Source organism: Bradyrhizobium sp. 76, from assembly GCF_023073025.1.
GTDB lineage: Bacteria > Pseudomonadota > Alphaproteobacteria > Rhizobiales > Xanthobacteraceae > Bradyrhizobium.
Genome location: NZ_JADPIS010000102.1, coordinates 81980 through 98767 on the forward strand (window position 1 = coordinate 81980; position 16788 = coordinate 98767).

Here is a 16788-nt window from a genome sequence, read left to right on the forward strand (position 1 = left end):
GCGAAACTAAGATGGCGCCGCACGAAGAGGTTTGGATCGCATGACTTTCCCGATGAGCTGGAACGAATGGGCGCAGCACGATGGCGTGGGGCTGGCGGCGCGCGTCCGCAAGGGCGAGCTCACGGCAAAGGAATTGGCGCGCCAGGCCGCCGCGGGCGTTGCCAAGGTCAATCCGGCACTGTCGGGCGTGGTCGAGCTGTTCGATGACGTGATCGCCGATCCGGCCAAGGACGGCGCCAATCTCGCTGGCCCGTTCGCAGGCCTGCCCTTCCTGATGAAGGACCTCGGCCCGACCATGAAGGGCCGGCTCCAGGAGATGGGCTCGCTGCTGATGCGCGGCAATCGCGCCGGCGCAGACACGTTCCTGACCGGCAAATTCCGCCAGGCCGGACTGAACCTGATCGGACGCACCACGACGCCGGAATTCGGCGTCTGCAGCTCGGCCGACAATCCGGCCGCCTATGTCACGCGCAATCCCTGGGATACCGACTACACCACCTGCGGCTCGTCGGCCGGCAGCGCCGCGATGGTCGCGGCCGGCGTGGTGCCGATCGCACATGCGACCGACGGCGGCGGCTCGATCCGCATTCCCGCCGGCGTCAACGGCAATATCGGCCTGAAAGTCTCGCGCGGCGTATTCTCGCTCGCACCGCACATGTCCGATCTCACCGGCCTGGTCTCGATCCAGGGCTGCCAGTCACGCTCGGTGCGCGACACCGCCGCCTTCGTCGATCATGCAAGGGGAGCGGCGCCGGGCGAGTTCATGCCGTTCTGGACCACGGCGCAGCCCTATTCCGAGATGATCAAGCGCGATCCGTCAAAGCTTCGCATCGCGCTGTCGCACAGCTGGGGCGACTACACCGCGACGCCAGAGATCGCCGCCGAGCTGGCGAAGGCCGGCCGCTTCCTCGAAGGCCTCGGCCATCACGTCGACTACGCCCTGCCCGAGCTCGACTTCCGCGCCGCGTTCGAGGCGCAGACCACCTGCTACATCTCGAATTTTGCGGTGGTGATCTCGAACATGCTCGCCGCGCGCGGACTGGAACGGCCGCCGGAAGACCTCATCGAGCCGATGAATATCAGGATCTGGGAAGCCGGCCGGCATACGAGCTTCGCCGAGCGGGCGAAGATGCAAGGCGTGTTCAACACGACCTCGCGCGCCTTCGGCGCTTTCTTCGAGCAGTGGGACGTGATCCTGACCCCGATCACTGCGCTGCCGACGCCGAAGGTGGGCACCCGGGAGTATCTCACCATCTCCGACAATCCTGACGTGCTCGACTGGTTCGGCAATCTCTGGCGCTTCTTCGCCTTCACGCCACTCGCCAATCTCTGCGGCATGCCGGCGATCTCGATGCCGATGGCCACGCAGAACCACGGCCTGCCGCTCGGCATCCAGGCGATTGCGAAACAGGCCAATGACGGCCTGCTGCTGCAACTCGCCGCCCAGATCGAGCGCGCGCTCGACGGCAAGTGGAACGACGGCAGGAAGCCGAAGGTGCATGTGAGCTGAGTGAGTTGATCGCATTAACTTGCGATCCGCTAACTGCCTCAGTTCTTCACCGAGGGAATTTCCTCCGGCCGGGGCTGCTGCTGGCCCTGCTGGTACATTGCCAGCGCCTTTTCGAGCGCTTCGCGCAGCGCCAGCGCGGCGGCCACGCTGCAACGCAGATGCGCGGTCTGAACGACGTCGACCCTGACGGCGGCGCCGACCGGCATCAACAAATTGGCCGCAAGCTCGATCTGGATCGCGCCGTTGTGGTGGCCGAAGCAGGATGCACCGTCGAAATAGATGATCGGCGCCCGCTCCGAGCTCGAGGTCGAAATAATGACGGGCCCCTGGCTGGTGGCGGGCGTTTCGGGATCGGCCATGGGCACTCCTTGCGGCTAGTCGAACGAACGAGGCGCCCACCATCGTTGCTTCGGCCCGCCCTGTCGAGGCCAAACCGCCCCGGCACCTGCCGTGGGACGCGCATCTTTTGCGCCGCGCCCGCCACTGGTCTAGAACGTCCTCATGTCCAGCTCACCGACCACACTTTCGTTCGAGGACCTCGCCGAGGCGATCAAGGGTCGCCGCTCCGATTACGGCCAGATCAGCGGGCTCCAACTCGACCGCTTCGCGCCTCGCGAGGCCTGGTCCAGCCTGCCCTACCGGCCCGTGTTCGTCGGCGATACCGAGACCGGCGTGCTGCATGGCGGCGTCGTCACCGCGATGCTGGACGAGAGCTGCGGCATGGCGGTGCAACTTGCGCTCGACGGCACGAGCGCGATCGCGACGCTCGATCTGCGCATCGACTATCAGAAGCCGGCGACGCCGGGCCTCGACATCAAGGCGCATTCGGTCTGCTACCGCACCACGCGTTCGATCGCCTTCGTGCGCTCGACCGCCTATCAGGACTCCGAGGACGATCCGGTCGCGACCGCCACCGCCTGCTTCATGATCGGTGCCAACCGCACCAACATGCTCGCAGACCGCAGGATGGACTCCCGCAACATCCCGACGCTGGAGGCGCCGGACGATCCGGACGGCCCGTTCGCCAACAGCCCGTTCGCGCGCTGCCTCGGCATTCGCGTCAACGACGACGACACACTGACGATGCCGTTCTCGCCAAAGATCATCGGCAACCCGATCCTGCCTGCGATCCATGGCGGCATGACCGGCGCCTTCCTCGAGACCACCGCGATCTTCGGAGTGGCGCGCGAACTCGGCGCAGCCGCGCTGCCCAAGCCGATCGGACTGACCGTCAACTATCTGCGCTCGGGCCGCGCGCTCGACACCTTCGCCAACGTCTCGATCGTGAAGCAGGGCCGGCGCATCGTCGCCTTCGAGGCGCGGGCCTGGCAGGATGATGCGAACAAGCCGATCGCCACCGCCTTCGGCCATTTCATGCTGCGGCCGACGCCCGGAAACGACGAGGAATAGGCGCATTTTCCCTTGACGGCCAGGGTCTGGGCCACAACGATAGCATGTTCCCGCGAGAGGTATTGGGTTGCGGCATCCGCTCGACATCGTCGCCATGTTCGCCGCGCTCTGGCTGCTGGCAGCGATGGTGCTCGACGCGCTGACTCCGAAGGAGCTGACGACGGTGATGATCGGCATCGCCATCGGACCCGCCGTCGTCATCACCGCCGTGTTCTACTATCTGCGCTGCCCGCGCACCGATTTCGCGGTGATGTTCGCCGCGCTGTGGCTGATCTCCGACATCGGCATCGCGTTCATCTCCCCGGCGCAGCTGCCGCATTTCCTGATCGCGCTCGGCTTCGTACCGGCGCTGCTGATCGGCATCGTGCTGCACTGGCAACGCTTCCAGCGCCGCCATGAGCGGCTGCCCGTGCCGTCGGTCAAGCGGGGTTAGCGCGGCAGCAAATTGGTCTTGGCGAGATCGACGACCTCGTCGCCGCGGCCGTTCATCACGGCGCGCAAGACCCAGAGGCTGAAGCCCTTGATCTGTTCGGGCGTGATGGTCGGCGGCATCGACAGCTCCTGCTTGGCGGTGACCACGTCGAGCAGCGCCGGTCCGTTGTGGGCCAGCATCTCCTTCATCGCGCCCGGGAGCTCGCCGGGATCCTCGACGCGCCTTGCGAAGATGCCCATGGCGCGCGCCATTGCCGCGAAGTCCGGATTCTCCAGATCGACATTGGTGTCGACGAAACCGGCCGCCTTCATCTCCAGTGCGACGAAGCCGAGCACGCCGTTGTTGAAGATGACCACCTTCACCGGCAGCTTCATCTGCGTCAGCGTGATCAGATCGCCCATCAGCATGGTGAAGCCGCCGTCGCCGGAGAGCGAAATCACCTGGCGGCCGGACTGCGCGGCCTGCGCGCCGATCGCCTGTGGCATGGCATTGGCCATCGAGCCGTGCACGAACGAGCCGATCAGCCGCCGGCGGCCGTTCATCTCGAGATAGCGCGCGGCCCACACCGTCGGCGTACCGACATCGGCGGTGAACACGGCATCATCAGAGGCGTGGTCGCTGATGACCTTGGCGAGATATTGCGGATGGATCGGTTTGCTGCCCGGCGTGCCCCTCGCGAGCGAGTCCAGGCCCTCGCGCGCTTTCTTGTAGTGCGCGATCGCATCGTCGAGATGCCTGCGCTGCGTCTTGGCCTTGAGCAGCGGCAGCAGCGCCTCGATGGCGAGCTTGACGTCGCCGACGAGGCCGAGATCGATCTTGCAGCGACGACCGAGATTCTCCGGGCGGATGTCGATCTGGGCGACCTTCGCATCAGTCGGGAAGAACTGCTTGTAGGGAAAATCAGTGCCGAGCATCACCAGCGCGTCGCAGGCGTGCATGGCGGCATAGCCGGAGGAGAAGCCGATGAAGCCGGTCATGCCGACGTCGTAGGGATTGTCGTATTCGACGTGCTCCTTGCCGCCGAGCGCATGCACGATCGGGCTCTTCAAGGCTTCCGCGAGTTGCATCAACGGCGCATGCGCGCCGGCGCACCCGCGGCCGCAGAACAAGGTGATGCGCTCGGCGCCGTTCAAGAGGTCTGCGAGCGCCTTCAACTCATCGGCCTGCGGCACGACCTTCGGCGCCGACAGTGCAAGGCCACGCGCCGTCGACAGCGCGCGCTTGGGTGGGCTGCGGAAGGCGACGTCGCCGGGCATGGCGACGACGGCAACGCCGCGCATGCCGACCGCCGCGCGGATCGCGTTTTCCAGCACATAGGGCAGCTGGCTCGGATCGGAGACCAGCTCGCAATAATGGCTGCACTCACGGAACAGGTTTTGCGGATGCGTCTCCTGGAAATAGCCGCTGCCGATCTCGGCCGTCGGGATTTGCGCGGCGATCGCCAGCACGGGAACGCGGCTGCGATGGGCGTCGAACAGGCCGTTGATCAGATGCAGATTGCCCGGACCACACGAGCCCGCGCATACCGCAAGGCTGCCCGTCATCTCCGCTTCCCCGGCAGCGGCGAAGGCCGCGACCTCCTCGTGCCGGACATGGATCCATTCGATCGTGCCGCGCCGCCGCAGCGCTTCGGTCAACGCATTCAGGCTGTCGCCGACGATGCCGTAGATGCGCTTGACGCCAGCCTGTTCGAGCGTTGCCACGAACAGATCGGCCACGTTGTTGATTGCCATGTCGGTCTCCTGATCTCGCTTCTGCGACAAGATAGGATAACGCGCAACAGTGACGGCATCACGGCTTGTTTATTGCTGCTTCAGTCTTTCGCAATCGCCCGATCGTAGGCCGCGATCGTCAATTTTGCGCGAGCGGCAACGTCCGTTGCCGTCATGCCGGGCTTGTAGAGGCTGGAGCCGAGCCCGAACGCGGTGACGCCGCCCTTGATATACTCCGCGAAATTCTGGTCGGAGACGCCGCCGACGGCGGCGATCATCACGCCGGCCGGCAGCACGGCACGGATCGCGGCGATGCCGGACGCGCCGAGCACGCTGGCCGGAAAGAACTTCAGGCCAGAGGCGCCGGAGCGCGCGGCCAGCAGCGCCTCGGTCGGCGAGAACACGCCCGGTAGCGTGATCATGGCGTATTGGTGCGCACGCGTGAGCACCTGTGTATCGACATTCGGCGACACCATCAGCTTGCCGCCGACATCGTTGAGCCGATCGACATCCGCTGTGGTCAGCACCGTGCCGGCGCCGATCAGCACGCCGGCCGGCGCGAGCTTGACGGCGATGGCGATTGAGCGGAACGGATCGGGCGAGTTTAACGGGATTTCGATCGCGGTCATGCCGGCCTCGATCAGCACGCCGACGATGGCCTCGGCTTCCTCCGACTTGATGCCGCGCAGGATCGCGACCAGTGGCCGTTTCATCGCCGGAAAGGGAACACTCATCTCGACTATCCTCTCATTTCGTCCAGATCGCGCCAGCCGCCATCGACAGACCGCGGCGGACGGCTTCATCGGCATCGACCGGCTTCACGGTGACCGACAGCGCGTCGAAAGCCAGCCTGTACAGCATTGCGAGCCGCCCCGAGGCAATCAGCGTGATTCCAGCTTTCGGCATCGCGCCGGAGAGCCCTGCCGCCAGTTCGACGCCGATCAACGTGCCTGACAGCGTTTCGCGCGCCGCGGCCGGTGTGCCCCCGAACAGGAGCTGACGCGACCGCGCGCCGAACAGAAAATTGGCGGCGAAGGCCGGTGCTTCGTACGCGGCCTTCACCGCAGCCTGGAAGCTCGTGACATCCTCGGCGTCTTCGGCGCCCGCGACCGCAAGCGACAAAATCGTCTCGCGCGACACCACGCTGAAGAGCTCGCCGGTGATAAAGGTAGAGAAATGCGCGACCGTATCGTCCTTCAGGCGCACCCATTTCGAATGCGTGCCGGGCATGCAGACCAGCGCTTCACCGGCGGCATCAAGCCCGAGCGCACCGAGCAGCTGCGTCTCCTCGCCGCGCATCACGTCCGGTGCTTTTGCATCGCGCTGCGCGATACCCGGCAGGATGCGGATGTCGCGCGCTTCGCCGGACACGCGCGCCGCCTGCTTCAGAACAGCGGAGAGTGGCGCGGGCGTATCGACATAACCGGCCTCGATCCAGCCGGTACGCGCGCCGGCCATGCCGCAGACGAGGACAGGCAGATGATTGGGCGCCTCGACTGCCGCGAGATGCGATTGCAGCACGGCGGCAAAGCCGGCCTTCGCGGCCACCAGCATGCCCTCGTCGCTGCGGCGCTCAGCGAGCACCTCGCCGGCGCGGTCGATCAGCCAGAGCCGGAAGCTGCTGGTGCCCCAGTCCACCGCGACATAGGCAGGTTCGGTCATCTCAACGCGTATCCTCGTCTCACCGCCGAGACGCCGTCTCGCGACAATGAGACGGGGCCCCGCAAATCTGCCCCGGGATATCGGCTATTGCTGCCGCAAACCAGCCTTTTTTCGCGGGTCTGGGGCGCCGTTCGCGGTGGCACACCGCTTGCGAAGAGGTGGCACACCGCTTGCTAAAGCGTTCCCGCTCACGTCCGTGAACCGCGCAACAAGACGCGTCAACATCAGATGAGGAAACCCATGGAGATCGGTTATTTCACGATGCCTTCGCACCCGCCGGAGTGCGGCCTGAAGGAAGGGAACGACTGGGACCTGCAGGTCATGCGCTGGCTCGACGAGCTCGGCTATCAGGAGGCCTGGGTCGGTGAGCACCACACCGCGCCCTGGGAACCCAATCCCACGCCGGATCTGCTGATCGCACAGGCGCTGATGCAGACCAAGAATATCCGCATCGGACCGGGCGGCTTCCTGCTGCCCTATCACCACCCGGCCGAGCTCGCCAACCGCGTCGCGATGCTCGATCACCTCTCCGGGGGACGACTCAATTTCGGAGTTGCGGCCAGCGGCCTGCCAAGCGACTGGGCCATGTTCAACGTCGACGGCATGAGCGGACAGAACCGCGACATGACGCGCGAGGCGCTGGAGATCATTCTGAAGATGTGGAGCGATCCCGCGCCCTGGACCTACAAGGGCAAGTTCTGGACGGTGACCAAGCCGGACACGATGTTCGACTTCCTCAAGCCGCACATCAAGCCGTTGCAGACGCCGCATCCGCCGATCGGCGTCGCCGGACTCTCGAAGAATTCGGACACGCTGAAGCTCGCCGGCGAGCGCGGCTTCATCCCGATGAGCCTCAACCTGAACCCCGCCTATGTCGGCAGTCATTGGGATTCGGTCGTAGCAGGTGCCGCCAAGACCGGACGCAAGCCGGACCGCGCGGATTGGCGGCTGGTGCGCGAGGTGTTCGTCGCCGATACCGACGAGGAAGCGTGGAGGCTCTCGACCGGCGACATGATGGGCCGGATGATGGGCGAGTACTTCCTGCCGCTGCTCGGGCATTTCGGGTTCAAGGACTATTTGAAGCACGCGCCCGACGTGCCCGATAGCGATGTCACCGTCGAATATTGCGCCAAGCGGAACTGGATCGTCGGCTCGCCCGCGACCGTCGCCGAGAAAATCGAGAAGATCTACGAGGAGGTCGGTGGCTTCGGCGTGCTGCTGGTGTTCGGCTTCGACTACAAGCACAAGGCGGAAGCCTGGCATCACTCGCTGTCGCTGCTGAGGAACGAGGTGATGCCGCGCCTGAAGCATCTCGGCTCCGCGCAGAAGGCGGCTTGACCCGACGCGGGTGCGGCGCGATCGTGCCGCACCCGCATCCATTTCGGAGATTTCCGCGTGACGGTGGACGCAAAGGAATTCAAGCAGGCGATGCGCCAGTGCGCGGGCGCCGTGGCGCTGGTGACGGTCGGTGCCGAGCACGGTAAGCGCACGGGGCTGACGGTCACCTCGGCCTGCTCACTGTCGGACTCACCGCCAGCCCTGATCGTCTGCGTCAACCGCAACGCCAGTGCGCACGCGCGTATCCGCGAGGAAGGCGCGTTCGCGATCAACTTCCTGCATGAGGACCACGCTCTCCTCGCGCTCACCTTCAGCGGCCAGAAGGGCGTCAATGGCGACGACCGTTTTGCGTTCGGGGAGTGGACGCGCGGGGTGACCGGCGCGCCGGTGCTGAGCGACGCGGTCGCCGCATTCGACTGCGTGCTGGCGCAGGAATTCGAGACGACGACGCATTCGATCTTCGTCGGCGAGGTGCGCGGCGCATCGCATTCCGACGGCGCGGCGCCGCTGGTGTATCTGCGCAGCAGCTTCCACGTCCCTCACGAAATCCGCGGCACCGTAACCGTCGGCGATCTCGACTCACGACATCTGAGCTGGAGCGATTTTTCGTAGGAGCGGCGGCGTTGATGGTGCGCTCGTCCTTCTCCTCTTGCGGGAGAAGGACGAATGTGCGCCGCACGCAGTTGAGGACTACTGCGTCGTCTCGATCTTCAACAGCTTGATCTTACGATACAGCGTGGCCCGGCTGAGTCTCAGTGCGCGCGCCGCTTCAGTTACACGGCCGCCATGCTTGCGTAATGTCTCCACGATCGTGGCGCGCTCCGCCGCGGCCAGATCCGCTTCCACCGCCCTTCCGCCAAACGGGGGCAGATCGAGATCGGCATAGGTAATCACGCCGTCCTCCGCCGTGCAGCCGGCGAGCCGCAGCACATGTCGGAGCTGGCGCATGTTGCCGGGATAGGGATAGGCCGCCAATTGCGCCCAGGCCTCGTCCGAGAGGGAGCAGTTCGGCGCTTCCTCGCGCGCGATCTGGCGGACGATGTCATCCCTGTCCGCACGCTCGCGCAAGGCCGGCAGCCGCACCTCCATGCCGCGCAGACGGAAATAGAGGTCGGCGCGGAAGGCGCCCTCCTCGGCCATGTGGCCGAGATCGCGATGGGTGGCGCTGATCAGGCGAATGTCGACCGGCACGGGCTTCAGCGCGCCGAGCGGCCACACTTCGCGGTTCTCCAGCACGCGCAACAGCCGCGTCTGCAGCGCGATCGGCATGTCGCCGATCTCGTCGAGGAACAGCGTCCCGCCGTCGGCCTGCACGATCAGACCCTTCGAGCCGTCGCGGCGCGCGCCGGTGAAGGCACCGGCCTCGTAACCGAACAGCTCGGCATCGATCAGGCTTTCCGGCATCGCCGCGCAGTTCAGTGCGACATAGTTGTGGCGCGCGCGATTGCCGGCTGCGTGAATGGCACGGGCGAACACATCCTTGCCGACGCCGGTCTCGCCGTGCAGCAGCACCGGCAGATTGCGATCGCCGATGCTTCTAAGTCGCTTCACGCTCCTGATCAGGCCGGGATCGCGGCCGGCGAGCCGCTGCAGAGCATCGAAGCGATCGACCTGTGCATCGCGGCGCGGCGCGAGCGGACGGCTCGAGACCCTCGCTCGCAGCGGCGGCGCGACATGGCCATGCCCCAACGGAGTGCCATCGGCCCGGCGCAGCTCGACGAGATCGTCCGCGTCGCGCGCGGCGGGATGGTCGAACTTGACGTAGCGCGACAGATCGATGCCGGATGCGATCAAGCCGTCGGTGAGACCCAACAGCGCGCGCGCCGAACGGCAGGCGCCGACGATGCGGCGATCGTCGTCATAGGCGAGCAGGCCGCTGCCGCCATCGCCCGGTACGGTTGCGATCCAGGCGTTGCGGAAATGACCGCGGAAGATCGCACCCTCCATGCGCCGCGTCGCCTCCATCGTCACCGCGAGCGCGAGCTGATGCGCGGTGCGTTCGAGGTCCTCGCGGCAGGAGGTGATGTTCACGGCGCCTGCGAGCCGTCCGGCCTGGTCGAACAGCGGCGTCACGGCGCAGGAGAACATGTGCCACTGCGCACGAAAATGCTCGTCGCGATGCACCAGGATCGGCTTCTGCTCGGCGAGCGCGGTACCGAGCCCGTTGGTGCCTTCAAAAGCCTCGGAAAAATTCGACCCCGTGTAGATCTTCCAGTCCATGAACAGTCTTGCGTCGGCCTCGCCGGGCAGACGGCTGAACAGCATGGTTGCGTTCACGTCTGCCAGATTGACGCAATAGCCGGCATCGCGCAGCACCCGGGCGAGGTCGTCGAGCTCCGGCGTTGCGAGCCGGATCGTCTCTTCCATCGGTTCGGCGACGTGACGGATCTCGGCTTCGGTGAGCGTCTGCGGCGGCCCCTGACGGGCGGGATCGAGCTTGTGGCTGACCAGGCAACGCCGCCAGGAATTGGCAATGCGCGAAGAGGCATCGACGTCGGCCACGTGATTGGCGACGGACAAGACGCGGGCGACATGGTTCGAGGCCGAAAGGCTGGCCATCGCGGACGTCTCCACCCTATATTATTGTGCAAAGTCTGGCACCGCAGGCGGGGATGTCAATCGGGAACCAGGAAGGCGGCGAAGCGCAAATCGGAATTGCTGCACCGCCCTCACCACGTATCGATGCACGGCCGCTTCTTCCCATTCCGCGCCGGCGGCTTCGGCACCGAGCGCAGGCCCGCCATGATCCAACGCCGCGTCTCGGCGGGATCGATGACGTTGTCGATCTCGAACACGGAGGCGATCGAGACAGCCTTGCCGTTGGCATAGAGCTCGGCGACCTTGTTGCGATAATAAGTCTCGCGCTCGGCGGGCTCGGCGATCGCCTCCATTTCCTTGCGGAAGCCGAGGCGGACGTAACCCTCCAGGCCCATGCCGCCGAACTCGCCGGTCGGCCAGGCCGCGGTAAAGAACGAGGCATGGAAGCCGCCGCCGATCATCGACTGCGCTCCGAGCCCATAGCCCTTGCGCAGCACGATGCCGAACAGCGGCACGGTCAGGCTCGCGCCTGTCACGAACATGCGCGAGACGTGGCGTACGATCGCCGTCTTCTCGGCTTCCGGACCGACCATGAAGCCGGGCGTGTCGCACAGCGAGACGATAGGCAGATCGAAGGCGTCGCAGAGCTGGAGGAAGCGCGCGGCCTTGTCGCCGGCATCTGCGTCAATCGCGCCGCCGAGATGGCGCGGATTGTTGGCGATCAGGCCGAACGGCTTGCCCTCGATGCGGATCAACGCGGTGATCATGCCGACGCCGTAATCGCGGCGCAGCTCCAGCACGGAGTCCTTGTCCGCGACGAGGTCGATCACGCTGCGGATGTCGTAGACGCGCAGGCGGTTCTCGGGGATGGCGCGGCGCAGCAGCCGTTGGTCGGCGGCCTGCCAGTCCGTCACCGCCCCTTGGAAATAAGACAGATATTTTTGCGCAACACGCGTCGCCTCCTCCTCGTCCTCGACGAGGATATCGATGACGCCGTTCGGCGACTGGAACGTAACAGGCCCGACCTCGGCCGGGTGATAGACGCCGAGCCCGCCGCCCTCGATCATCGCGGGGCCACCCATGCCGATCGAGGCGTTTTTGGTCGCGATGATGACGTCGCAGCAGCCGAGCATCGAGGCATTGCCGGCGAAGCAATAGCCGGAGACGATGCCGATGACCGGCACGAGACCCGAGAGCCGTGCGAACTGCACGAAGGACGGGCCGTCGAGGCCGGTCATGCCGAGCCGGTCGGTATCGCCAGGCCGCCCGCCACCGCCTTCGGCATAAAACACCAACGGCACGCGCCAGTCTTCCGCGAGCGTCAGCATGCGGTCGATCTTCTTGTGGTTCATGTGGCCCTGCGTGCCCGCGAGCACGGTGTAGTCATAGGCCACGACGATGCAGCGACCGCCCTCGGGGCCGAACTTCGCGGCGTTGACGGTCGCGACACCCATGACGAGGCCGTCAGCCGGCGTGTTCTTGACGAGATCGTCGAGCTTGCGCCGCCGCCGCTGCGCCGCGATCGCAAGGCTGCCATACTCCATGAACGAGCCGTCGTCGACGAGCTGCGCGACATTCTCGCGCGCGGTGCGCTGATTGGTGTTGCGGCGGCGCTCGACCGAAGCAGGGCGATTTTCGTCGAGCGTGTTGGCCTGGCGCGCGATCAGTTCGGCGAGATCGGGACGGATGTGGTCGAGATCGATATCGGTTTCCGTTGCCGACGCATCAGCCGCAACCTCGAGCGGCTCCAGATACATGATCGGCTCGCCATGCATCAGCGTGACACCGTCGCCAGCGAGTAGCTGCATGACGCGACCGCCCTGCTCGGCCATGACGAGATGCTCCATCTTCATGGATTCGATCACGGCGAGCTGCTGGCCCGGACGCACGACCTCGCCTTCCTTCACCTGAATAGTGACAATGGTGCCTTGCAGGGGCGCCGCGACCATCACCGTGCCTTCGGGCACGGTCTGTGCCGTATGCGCCTCGGTGCCGGGACCGCCGCTTCGCTCCGTCGCTGCAAAATAGAGTGGTTTGGCCGCGCCATCCGCGGCTTCGACGAGCTTGCCGATGTTGCGATCGATGAAGTCTGTCGCGATGCGGTTGGAGCGGAAGTCGGGATGCGCCAGCACGGCCTGGAGGAAGCCGATATTGGTGACGACGCCGTCAATCCGAAACTCGCGCAAGGCGCGCGAAGCCTTGGCAACGACCTCGTGCCAGGCTTCACCGGACGTATGCACGATGACCTTTGCCAGCAGCGAGTCGAAGGCGGCGCTGGTCTTGTAGCCGGCATAACCGAAACTATCGACGCGCACGCCGGGGCCTGACGGCGGCTCGAACACGGCAAGCACGCCGCCGGTCGGGTGCGTCGCCCCTAGCTCGTCCAGCGTCTCCATGTTGACGCGGAGCTGCATGGCATAACCGCGCGGCTTCGGGATCGAGCCTTGCGCCAGGCCGAGCGAGGCAAGCGAGGCACCGGCAGCAACCGCAAGCTGGGCGCGGACGAGATCGAGGCCGAGCACCTCCTCGGTCACTGTGTGCTCGACCTGAAGCCGCGGGTTGGCCTCGATGAAGGCAAAGCTGTCTTCGGCGGCGCCGTCGACCAGGAACTCGAACGTGCCGAGATTGTCGTACGACGCGGCCACGGCGAGTTGCTTCGCCGCCTCGATGATACGGCCACGCAAGCCGTCGCTGAGCGACGGGCTCGGCGCCACCTCGATCAGCTTCTGGTGCCGGCGCTGGATGGTGCATTCGCGTTCCCAAAGATGAGAGATCGCGCCGTGGCGGTCGCCGATGATCTGTACCTCGATATGGCGCGCTTGCCGGATCAACCGTTCGGCATAGACGCCGTCGAAGCCGAACGCGGCCTTGGCCTCGGACTGGCAGCGCGCGTAGGCCTCCGCCAGATCGGCAGCGCGCTCGACCACGCGCATGCCGCGCCCGCCGCCGCCGGCCATCGCCTTGATCACGATCGCCGCGTTGCTGCCGAGCGAGGCGAAGAACGCCGCGATGTCCTCCAGCGAGGACGGCCCGCTGGTGCCGGCAATGATCGGCACGCCGCAGCGCTTTGCCAGTTGCCGTGCCGCCACCTTGTCGCCGAACAGTTCGAGCGCCGTCGGCTTCGGCCCGACGAAGGCAAGGCCAGCGTGGGCACAGGCCGTGGCGAATGCAGCGTTCTCGCTGAGGAAACCGTAGCCGGGATGCACGGCGTCGCAGCCGGACGCCATTGCCGCCTTCACCACGGCCTCGATGTCGAGATAGGCCCGTGCGCCGCGGCCGGGGATTTCAACGGCCTCATCGGCAACCCGCACATGCAGCGACAGCGCATCGTCCGCGGGATGGATCGCAACCGTTGCGAGGCCGGAATCGGCTGCGGCGCGCGCGATGCGGATGGCGATCTCGCCGCGATTGGCGATCAGGAGCTTCTTGAACGACATGCAGCGTCTCCATGCCCGCGTGCCCAGGCGCGGGTCGGCAGGTCCGATGGTTCTGCTTCGTCACTTTAACCGAGGCCGTCAAGGGCAAGAACGCCGGTCGCGACGACCGTTCCCGCGGGCCGGAATTTCAGTCGGTCGCTTGCGCCGTGATGAGGCGAATAATCCGCGCCACGGCAGACGGGATCGGGGCGATGATCGGCACGGTGAACATCGGCTGAAGCTCGCGCGCAGCTTCGCCCAGCGGCCCGCCGCCGATGATGACGGCCTCCGCGCCATCCTGCGCGATGCAGGCCTCGACCGCGCCGGCGAGCGCTGTGCGCAGCCGCGCCGGATCGCGCATCAGCTCCTGCAGATCGCCCTCCGCGAAGCGGACGCCGGTGTAATACGATCGCAGCCCCAGCGCTTCCGGCAAGGCGTCGATCTTCGCTTCCAGCAGCGGCGTCGTGGTCGCCACGCCGAAGCGGCGGCTGTTCTCGGCAGCTGCGAGCATCGAGGACTCACCGATGCCGACCGCGGGCAATTCTATCGCAGCTTTGATCCCGGCCAATCCGGGATCGCCGAACGCCGCGACGATGATGCCGTCGCATGCATGCCGGTTCGACTGCGCGATCTCCAGAACTTCGGTGGAAGCTGCATCCAACGCATCCGGCGTCACGATCATTTGTGGCGCGCGCGTTGCGGTCGCGCCGTCGATCTCGAAGCCGTCGCCGGCGGCAGACCTCGCGATGGCGACCATCATCTCGGTGGTCGCCACGGAACTGTTTGGATTGATCAGGAGAATGCGCGCGCGCCGATCGGAAGTTTGGCCCATCCCCCTGCTATACTAAGCCGCCCGCACCCCCGCAACGAAAGCGCTGACCTCGTTTTCCAGCGATTGCAGCTTCTGCGACAGCCGGCCGCTCGATTGCAGCACGAGGCCGGCGGCCTGGCCGGTCTCCGCCGTCGCATCGGTCACACCCGAGATGTTCTGCGAAACCTGGTCGGTGCCGGAGGCGGCCTCCCTCACGCTGTGGGCGATCGCCGCGGTCGCGGCGCCCTGCTCCTCGACCGCTGCGGCGATCGACGAGGAGATCTCGTTGACCTCCATGATGGTGCTGCGGATGCTCTCGATGTTGCCGACGACCTGGTTGGTCTCGGCCTGGATCGCGGTGATCTGCGCGCCGATCTCGTCGGTCGCCTTCGCGGTCTGGCTCGCCAGCGACTTCACTTCGCTTGCCACCACCGCAAAGCCCTTGCCGGCCTCGCCGGCGCGCGCTGCCTCGATGGTGGCGTTGAGCGCGAGCAGATTGGTCTGCGAGGCGATCTGGTTGATGAGGTCGATGACCTCGCCGATCTTGTGCGCGGCCGCCGCCAGCCCCTGCACCGTGTCGTTGGTGCGCTGACCGTCGGCAGCGGCCTTGTCGGCCACGGTTGCAGCCTGCGCGACACGCTGGCTGATCTCGGTGATCGAGGACGACAGCTGCGCGGCGGCGGAGGCCACCGTCTGCACGTTGCTCGAAGCCTGCTGACAGGCGGTGGCGACGAAGCTCGCGCGGACGGTCGCCTTGTTGGCGGTTTCGGACATGCCCTGCGCGGCCTGCTGCATCGCGCGCGCCTCATTGAAGACGTCGCGGACGACGGCCTGAACGTTCGCCTCGAACTTGCCGGCGAGATCGGTCATCGTCCTGCGCTTCTCCTCGTCGGCCTTCTGCTTCGTCTCCTGCTGTTCGGTGTGCATCCGGCCGACCTCCGCAGCATTGTCCTTGAACACGGCGAGCGCCTTGGCGAGCCCGCCGATCTCGTCGCGACGGTCGGTATGGGGCACGTCGAACGCGCTGTCGCCGGAGGCGAGGCGCTCGGTGAGCGCGGTGATCTTCGCAAGCGGCCGCGTCACGCTGCGGCCGATCACGAAGGAGGCGGCGAGCACGAGCACGAAGACGACAAGGCACACCAGGGCGAAGGTCATCGCATTCTGGCGGAAGACGGCGTCGACGTCGTCGAGATAGATCCCGGTGCCGATGATCCAGCCCCAGGGCGCAAAGCCCTTCACATAGGAGATTTTCCCGACCGGCTGGTCGAAGCCGGGCTTCGGCCAGAGATAGCTGTAGAAGCCCGCCCCCTGCTTCTTGACGACGTCAACGAAGCCGACGAACAGCGCGTTGCCGGACGGATCCTTCATCCCGGAGAGATCCTTGCCGTCGAGCTCCGGCTTGATCGGATGCATGACCATTTTGGGGGTCATGTCGTTCAGCCAGAAATATTCGACCTTGTCGTAGCGCAGGCTCTTGATCTCCGCGATCGCGGCGGCCTGCGCCTGCTCGCGTGGCAGCTTTCCTTCGCTCTCGAGCTTCTGGTAGTGCGCCAGGATACCGTAGCCGACGTCGACCATGTGCTGCGTCTTGGCCTCACGGTCCGCGATCATCTGCGCGCGCAGGGTCGAAAGCGCGATCGGCGCCAGCGCGATCATGCCAAGGAGGCTGATGCCGACAATCAGGACCAGCTTGAAACTGATGCGGGAGAAAAACATCGGTGCTCGCAAGATTTGGAAGGGCTGATATGCCAGTTTATCCCGCGTCCCTTAGCAAAGCTTTAAGCATTCGGGTTCCCCCAAGTCCCGCAAAACTCCGTAGGATCCTACCGGCATGCCCCGGACGGCCTCGCAGGTTCACGAGGCGGGCTGCATCCGAGATGCGAACTCTTCAAAACTAGAAGACCTCGACATCGCCCCTCCGAGCGTTGACTTGCAGGGGGCTCTGACGGAACGATCGG

At 65.8% G+C, this 16788-nt stretch carries 13 protein-coding genes; 5 read left to right on the forward strand and 8 right to left on the reverse strand.

From position 1 onward, the window contains the following. The first annotated feature begins 40 nt into the window (after nucleotides 1-40). Nucleotides 41-1510, forward strand: coding sequence for an amidase (locus IVB48_RS24255; RefSeq protein WP_247403664.1), 1470 nt, complete (start codon nucleotides 41-43; stop codon nucleotides 1508-1510). 38 nt (nucleotides 1511-1548) lie between these two features. Here the strand turns inward: IVB48_RS24255 and IVB48_RS24260 are convergent, their stop codons facing one another. After that, entirely contained in the window at nucleotides 1549-1869 is a 321-nt protein-coding gene (locus tag IVB48_RS24260) for a hypothetical protein (protein ID WP_027565258.1), read from the reverse strand. 142 nt (nucleotides 1870-2011) lie between these two features. On the opposite strand from IVB48_RS24260, the gene IVB48_RS24265 reads away from it, so the two are divergent. Both IVB48_RS24265 and IVB48_RS24270 read left to right on the forward strand, forming a co-directional pair. Continuing rightward, nucleotides 2012-2920: a PaaI family thioesterase gene (locus tag IVB48_RS24265; RefSeq protein WP_247282486.1), complete on the forward strand. Its 909-nt coding sequence runs from the start codon at nucleotides 2012-2014 to the stop codon at nucleotides 2918-2920. Nucleotides 2921-2987: 67 nt separating this feature from the next. Beyond that, nucleotides 2988-3353 carry a hypothetical protein gene (locus tag IVB48_RS24270; protein WP_027565260.1) on the forward strand — a complete coding sequence of 122 codons (366 nt, stop codon included), beginning with the start codon at nucleotides 2988-2990 and terminating at the stop codon, nucleotides 3351-3353. On the opposite strand, the gene poxB is transcribed toward IVB48_RS24270, so the two are convergent. The 3 genes from poxB to IVB48_RS24285 all read right to left on the reverse strand — a co-directional run bounded on the left by poxB (nucleotide 3350) and on the right by IVB48_RS24285 (nucleotide 6727). Beyond that, nucleotides 3350-5086 carry a ubiquinone-dependent pyruvate dehydrogenase gene (poxB, locus tag IVB48_RS24275; RefSeq protein WP_247403666.1) on the reverse strand — a complete coding sequence of 579 codons (1737 nt, stop codon included), beginning with the start codon at nucleotides 5084-5086 and terminating at the stop codon, nucleotides 3350-3352. The two genes, IVB48_RS24270 and poxB, sit on opposite strands and share 4 nt — an antisense overlap. 80 nt (nucleotides 5087-5166) lie before the next feature. Continuing rightward, the gene (locus tag IVB48_RS24280) at nucleotides 5167-5799 is read right to left on the reverse strand and encodes a 2-dehydro-3-deoxy-6-phosphogalactonate aldolase (protein WP_247403668.1); all 633 of its coding nucleotides are present in this window, start codon (nucleotides 5797-5799) and stop codon (nucleotides 5167-5169) included. 13 nt (nucleotides 5800-5812) lie between these two features. Then, nucleotides 5813-6727, reverse strand: coding sequence for a 2-dehydro-3-deoxygalactonokinase (locus IVB48_RS24285; RefSeq protein ID WP_247282489.1), 915 nt, complete (start codon nucleotides 6725-6727; stop codon nucleotides 5813-5815). A 240-nt stretch (nucleotides 6728-6967) separates the two neighbouring features. On the opposite strand from IVB48_RS24285, the gene IVB48_RS24290 reads away from it, so the two are divergent. Beyond that, the gene (locus tag IVB48_RS24290; RefSeq protein WP_007596571.1) at nucleotides 6968-8065 is read left to right on the forward strand and encodes an LLM class flavin-dependent oxidoreductase; all 1098 of its coding nucleotides are present in this window, start codon (nucleotides 6968-6970) and stop codon (nucleotides 8063-8065) included. 57 nt (nucleotides 8066-8122) lie between these two features. Further along, entirely contained in the window at nucleotides 8123-8677 is a 555-nt protein-coding gene (locus tag IVB48_RS24295; RefSeq protein WP_247403672.1) for a flavin reductase family protein, read from the forward strand. Nucleotides 8678-8755: 78 nt separating this feature from the next. Here the strand turns inward: IVB48_RS24295 and IVB48_RS24300 are convergent, their stop codons facing one another. The 4 genes from IVB48_RS24300 to IVB48_RS24315 all read right to left on the reverse strand — a co-directional run bounded on the left by IVB48_RS24300 (nucleotide 8756) and on the right by IVB48_RS24315 (nucleotide 16546). Then, complete coding sequence (locus IVB48_RS24300; RefSeq protein WP_247403675.1) at nucleotides 8756-10624, reverse strand: sigma-54-dependent Fis family transcriptional regulator; 1869 nt, start codon at nucleotides 10622-10624, stop codon at nucleotides 8756-8758. Between the two features lie 110 nt (nucleotides 10625-10734). Further along, nucleotides 10735-14040, reverse strand: coding sequence for a carboxyl transferase domain-containing protein (locus tag IVB48_RS24305; protein WP_247403678.1), 3306 nt, complete (start codon nucleotides 14038-14040; stop codon nucleotides 10735-10737). Nucleotides 14041-14167: 127 nt separating this feature from the next. Then, nucleotides 14168-14851, reverse strand: coding sequence for an aspartate/glutamate racemase family protein (locus IVB48_RS24310; protein ID WP_247403680.1), 684 nt, complete (start codon nucleotides 14849-14851; stop codon nucleotides 14168-14170). A 12-nt stretch (nucleotides 14852-14863) separates the two neighbouring features. After that, complete coding sequence (locus IVB48_RS24315) at nucleotides 14864-16546, reverse strand: cache domain-containing protein (RefSeq protein WP_247403683.1); 1683 nt, start codon at nucleotides 16544-16546, stop codon at nucleotides 14864-14866. Nucleotides 16547-16788: the final 242 nt, after the last annotated feature.

Coding starts and splice junctions, on each gene's coding strand:
- IVB48_RS24300 (WP_247403675.1), bottom strand. CDS start 10,624: ATGGCCAGCCTTTCGGCCTCGAACCATGTCGCCCGCGTCTTGTCCGTC.
- IVB48_RS24265 (WP_247282486.1), top strand. CDS start 2,012: ATGTCCAGCTCACCGACCACACTTTCGTTCGAGGACCTCGCCGAGGCG.
- IVB48_RS24255 (WP_247403664.1), top strand. CDS start 41: ATGACTTTCCCGATGAGCTGGAACGAATGGGCGCAGCACGATGGCGTG.
- IVB48_RS24285 (WP_247282489.1), bottom strand. CDS start 6,727: ATGACCGAACCTGCCTATGTCGCGGTGGACTGGGGCACCAGCAGCTTC.
- IVB48_RS24305 (WP_247403678.1), bottom strand. CDS start 14,040: ATGTCGTTCAAGAAGCTCCTGATCGCCAATCGCGGCGAGATCGCCATC.
- IVB48_RS24310 (WP_247403680.1), bottom strand. CDS start 14,851: ATGGGCCAAACTTCCGATCGGCGCGCGCGCATTCTCCTGATCAATCCA.
- IVB48_RS24290 (WP_007596571.1), top strand. CDS start 6,968: ATGGAGATCGGTTATTTCACGATGCCTTCGCACCCGCCGGAGTGCGGC.
- IVB48_RS24260 (WP_027565258.1), bottom strand. CDS start 1,869: ATGGCCGATCCCGAAACGCCCGCCACCAGCCAGGGGCCCGTCATTATT.
- IVB48_RS24315 (WP_247403683.1), bottom strand. CDS start 16,546: ATGTTTTTCTCCCGCATCAGTTTCAAGCTGGTCCTGATTGTCGGCATC.
- poxB (WP_247403666.1), bottom strand. CDS start 5,086: ATGGCAATCAACAACGTGGCCGATCTGTTCGTGGCAACGCTCGAACAG.
- IVB48_RS24280 (WP_247403668.1), bottom strand. CDS start 5,799: ATGAGTGTTCCCTTTCCGGCGATGAAACGGCCACTGGTCGCGATCCTG.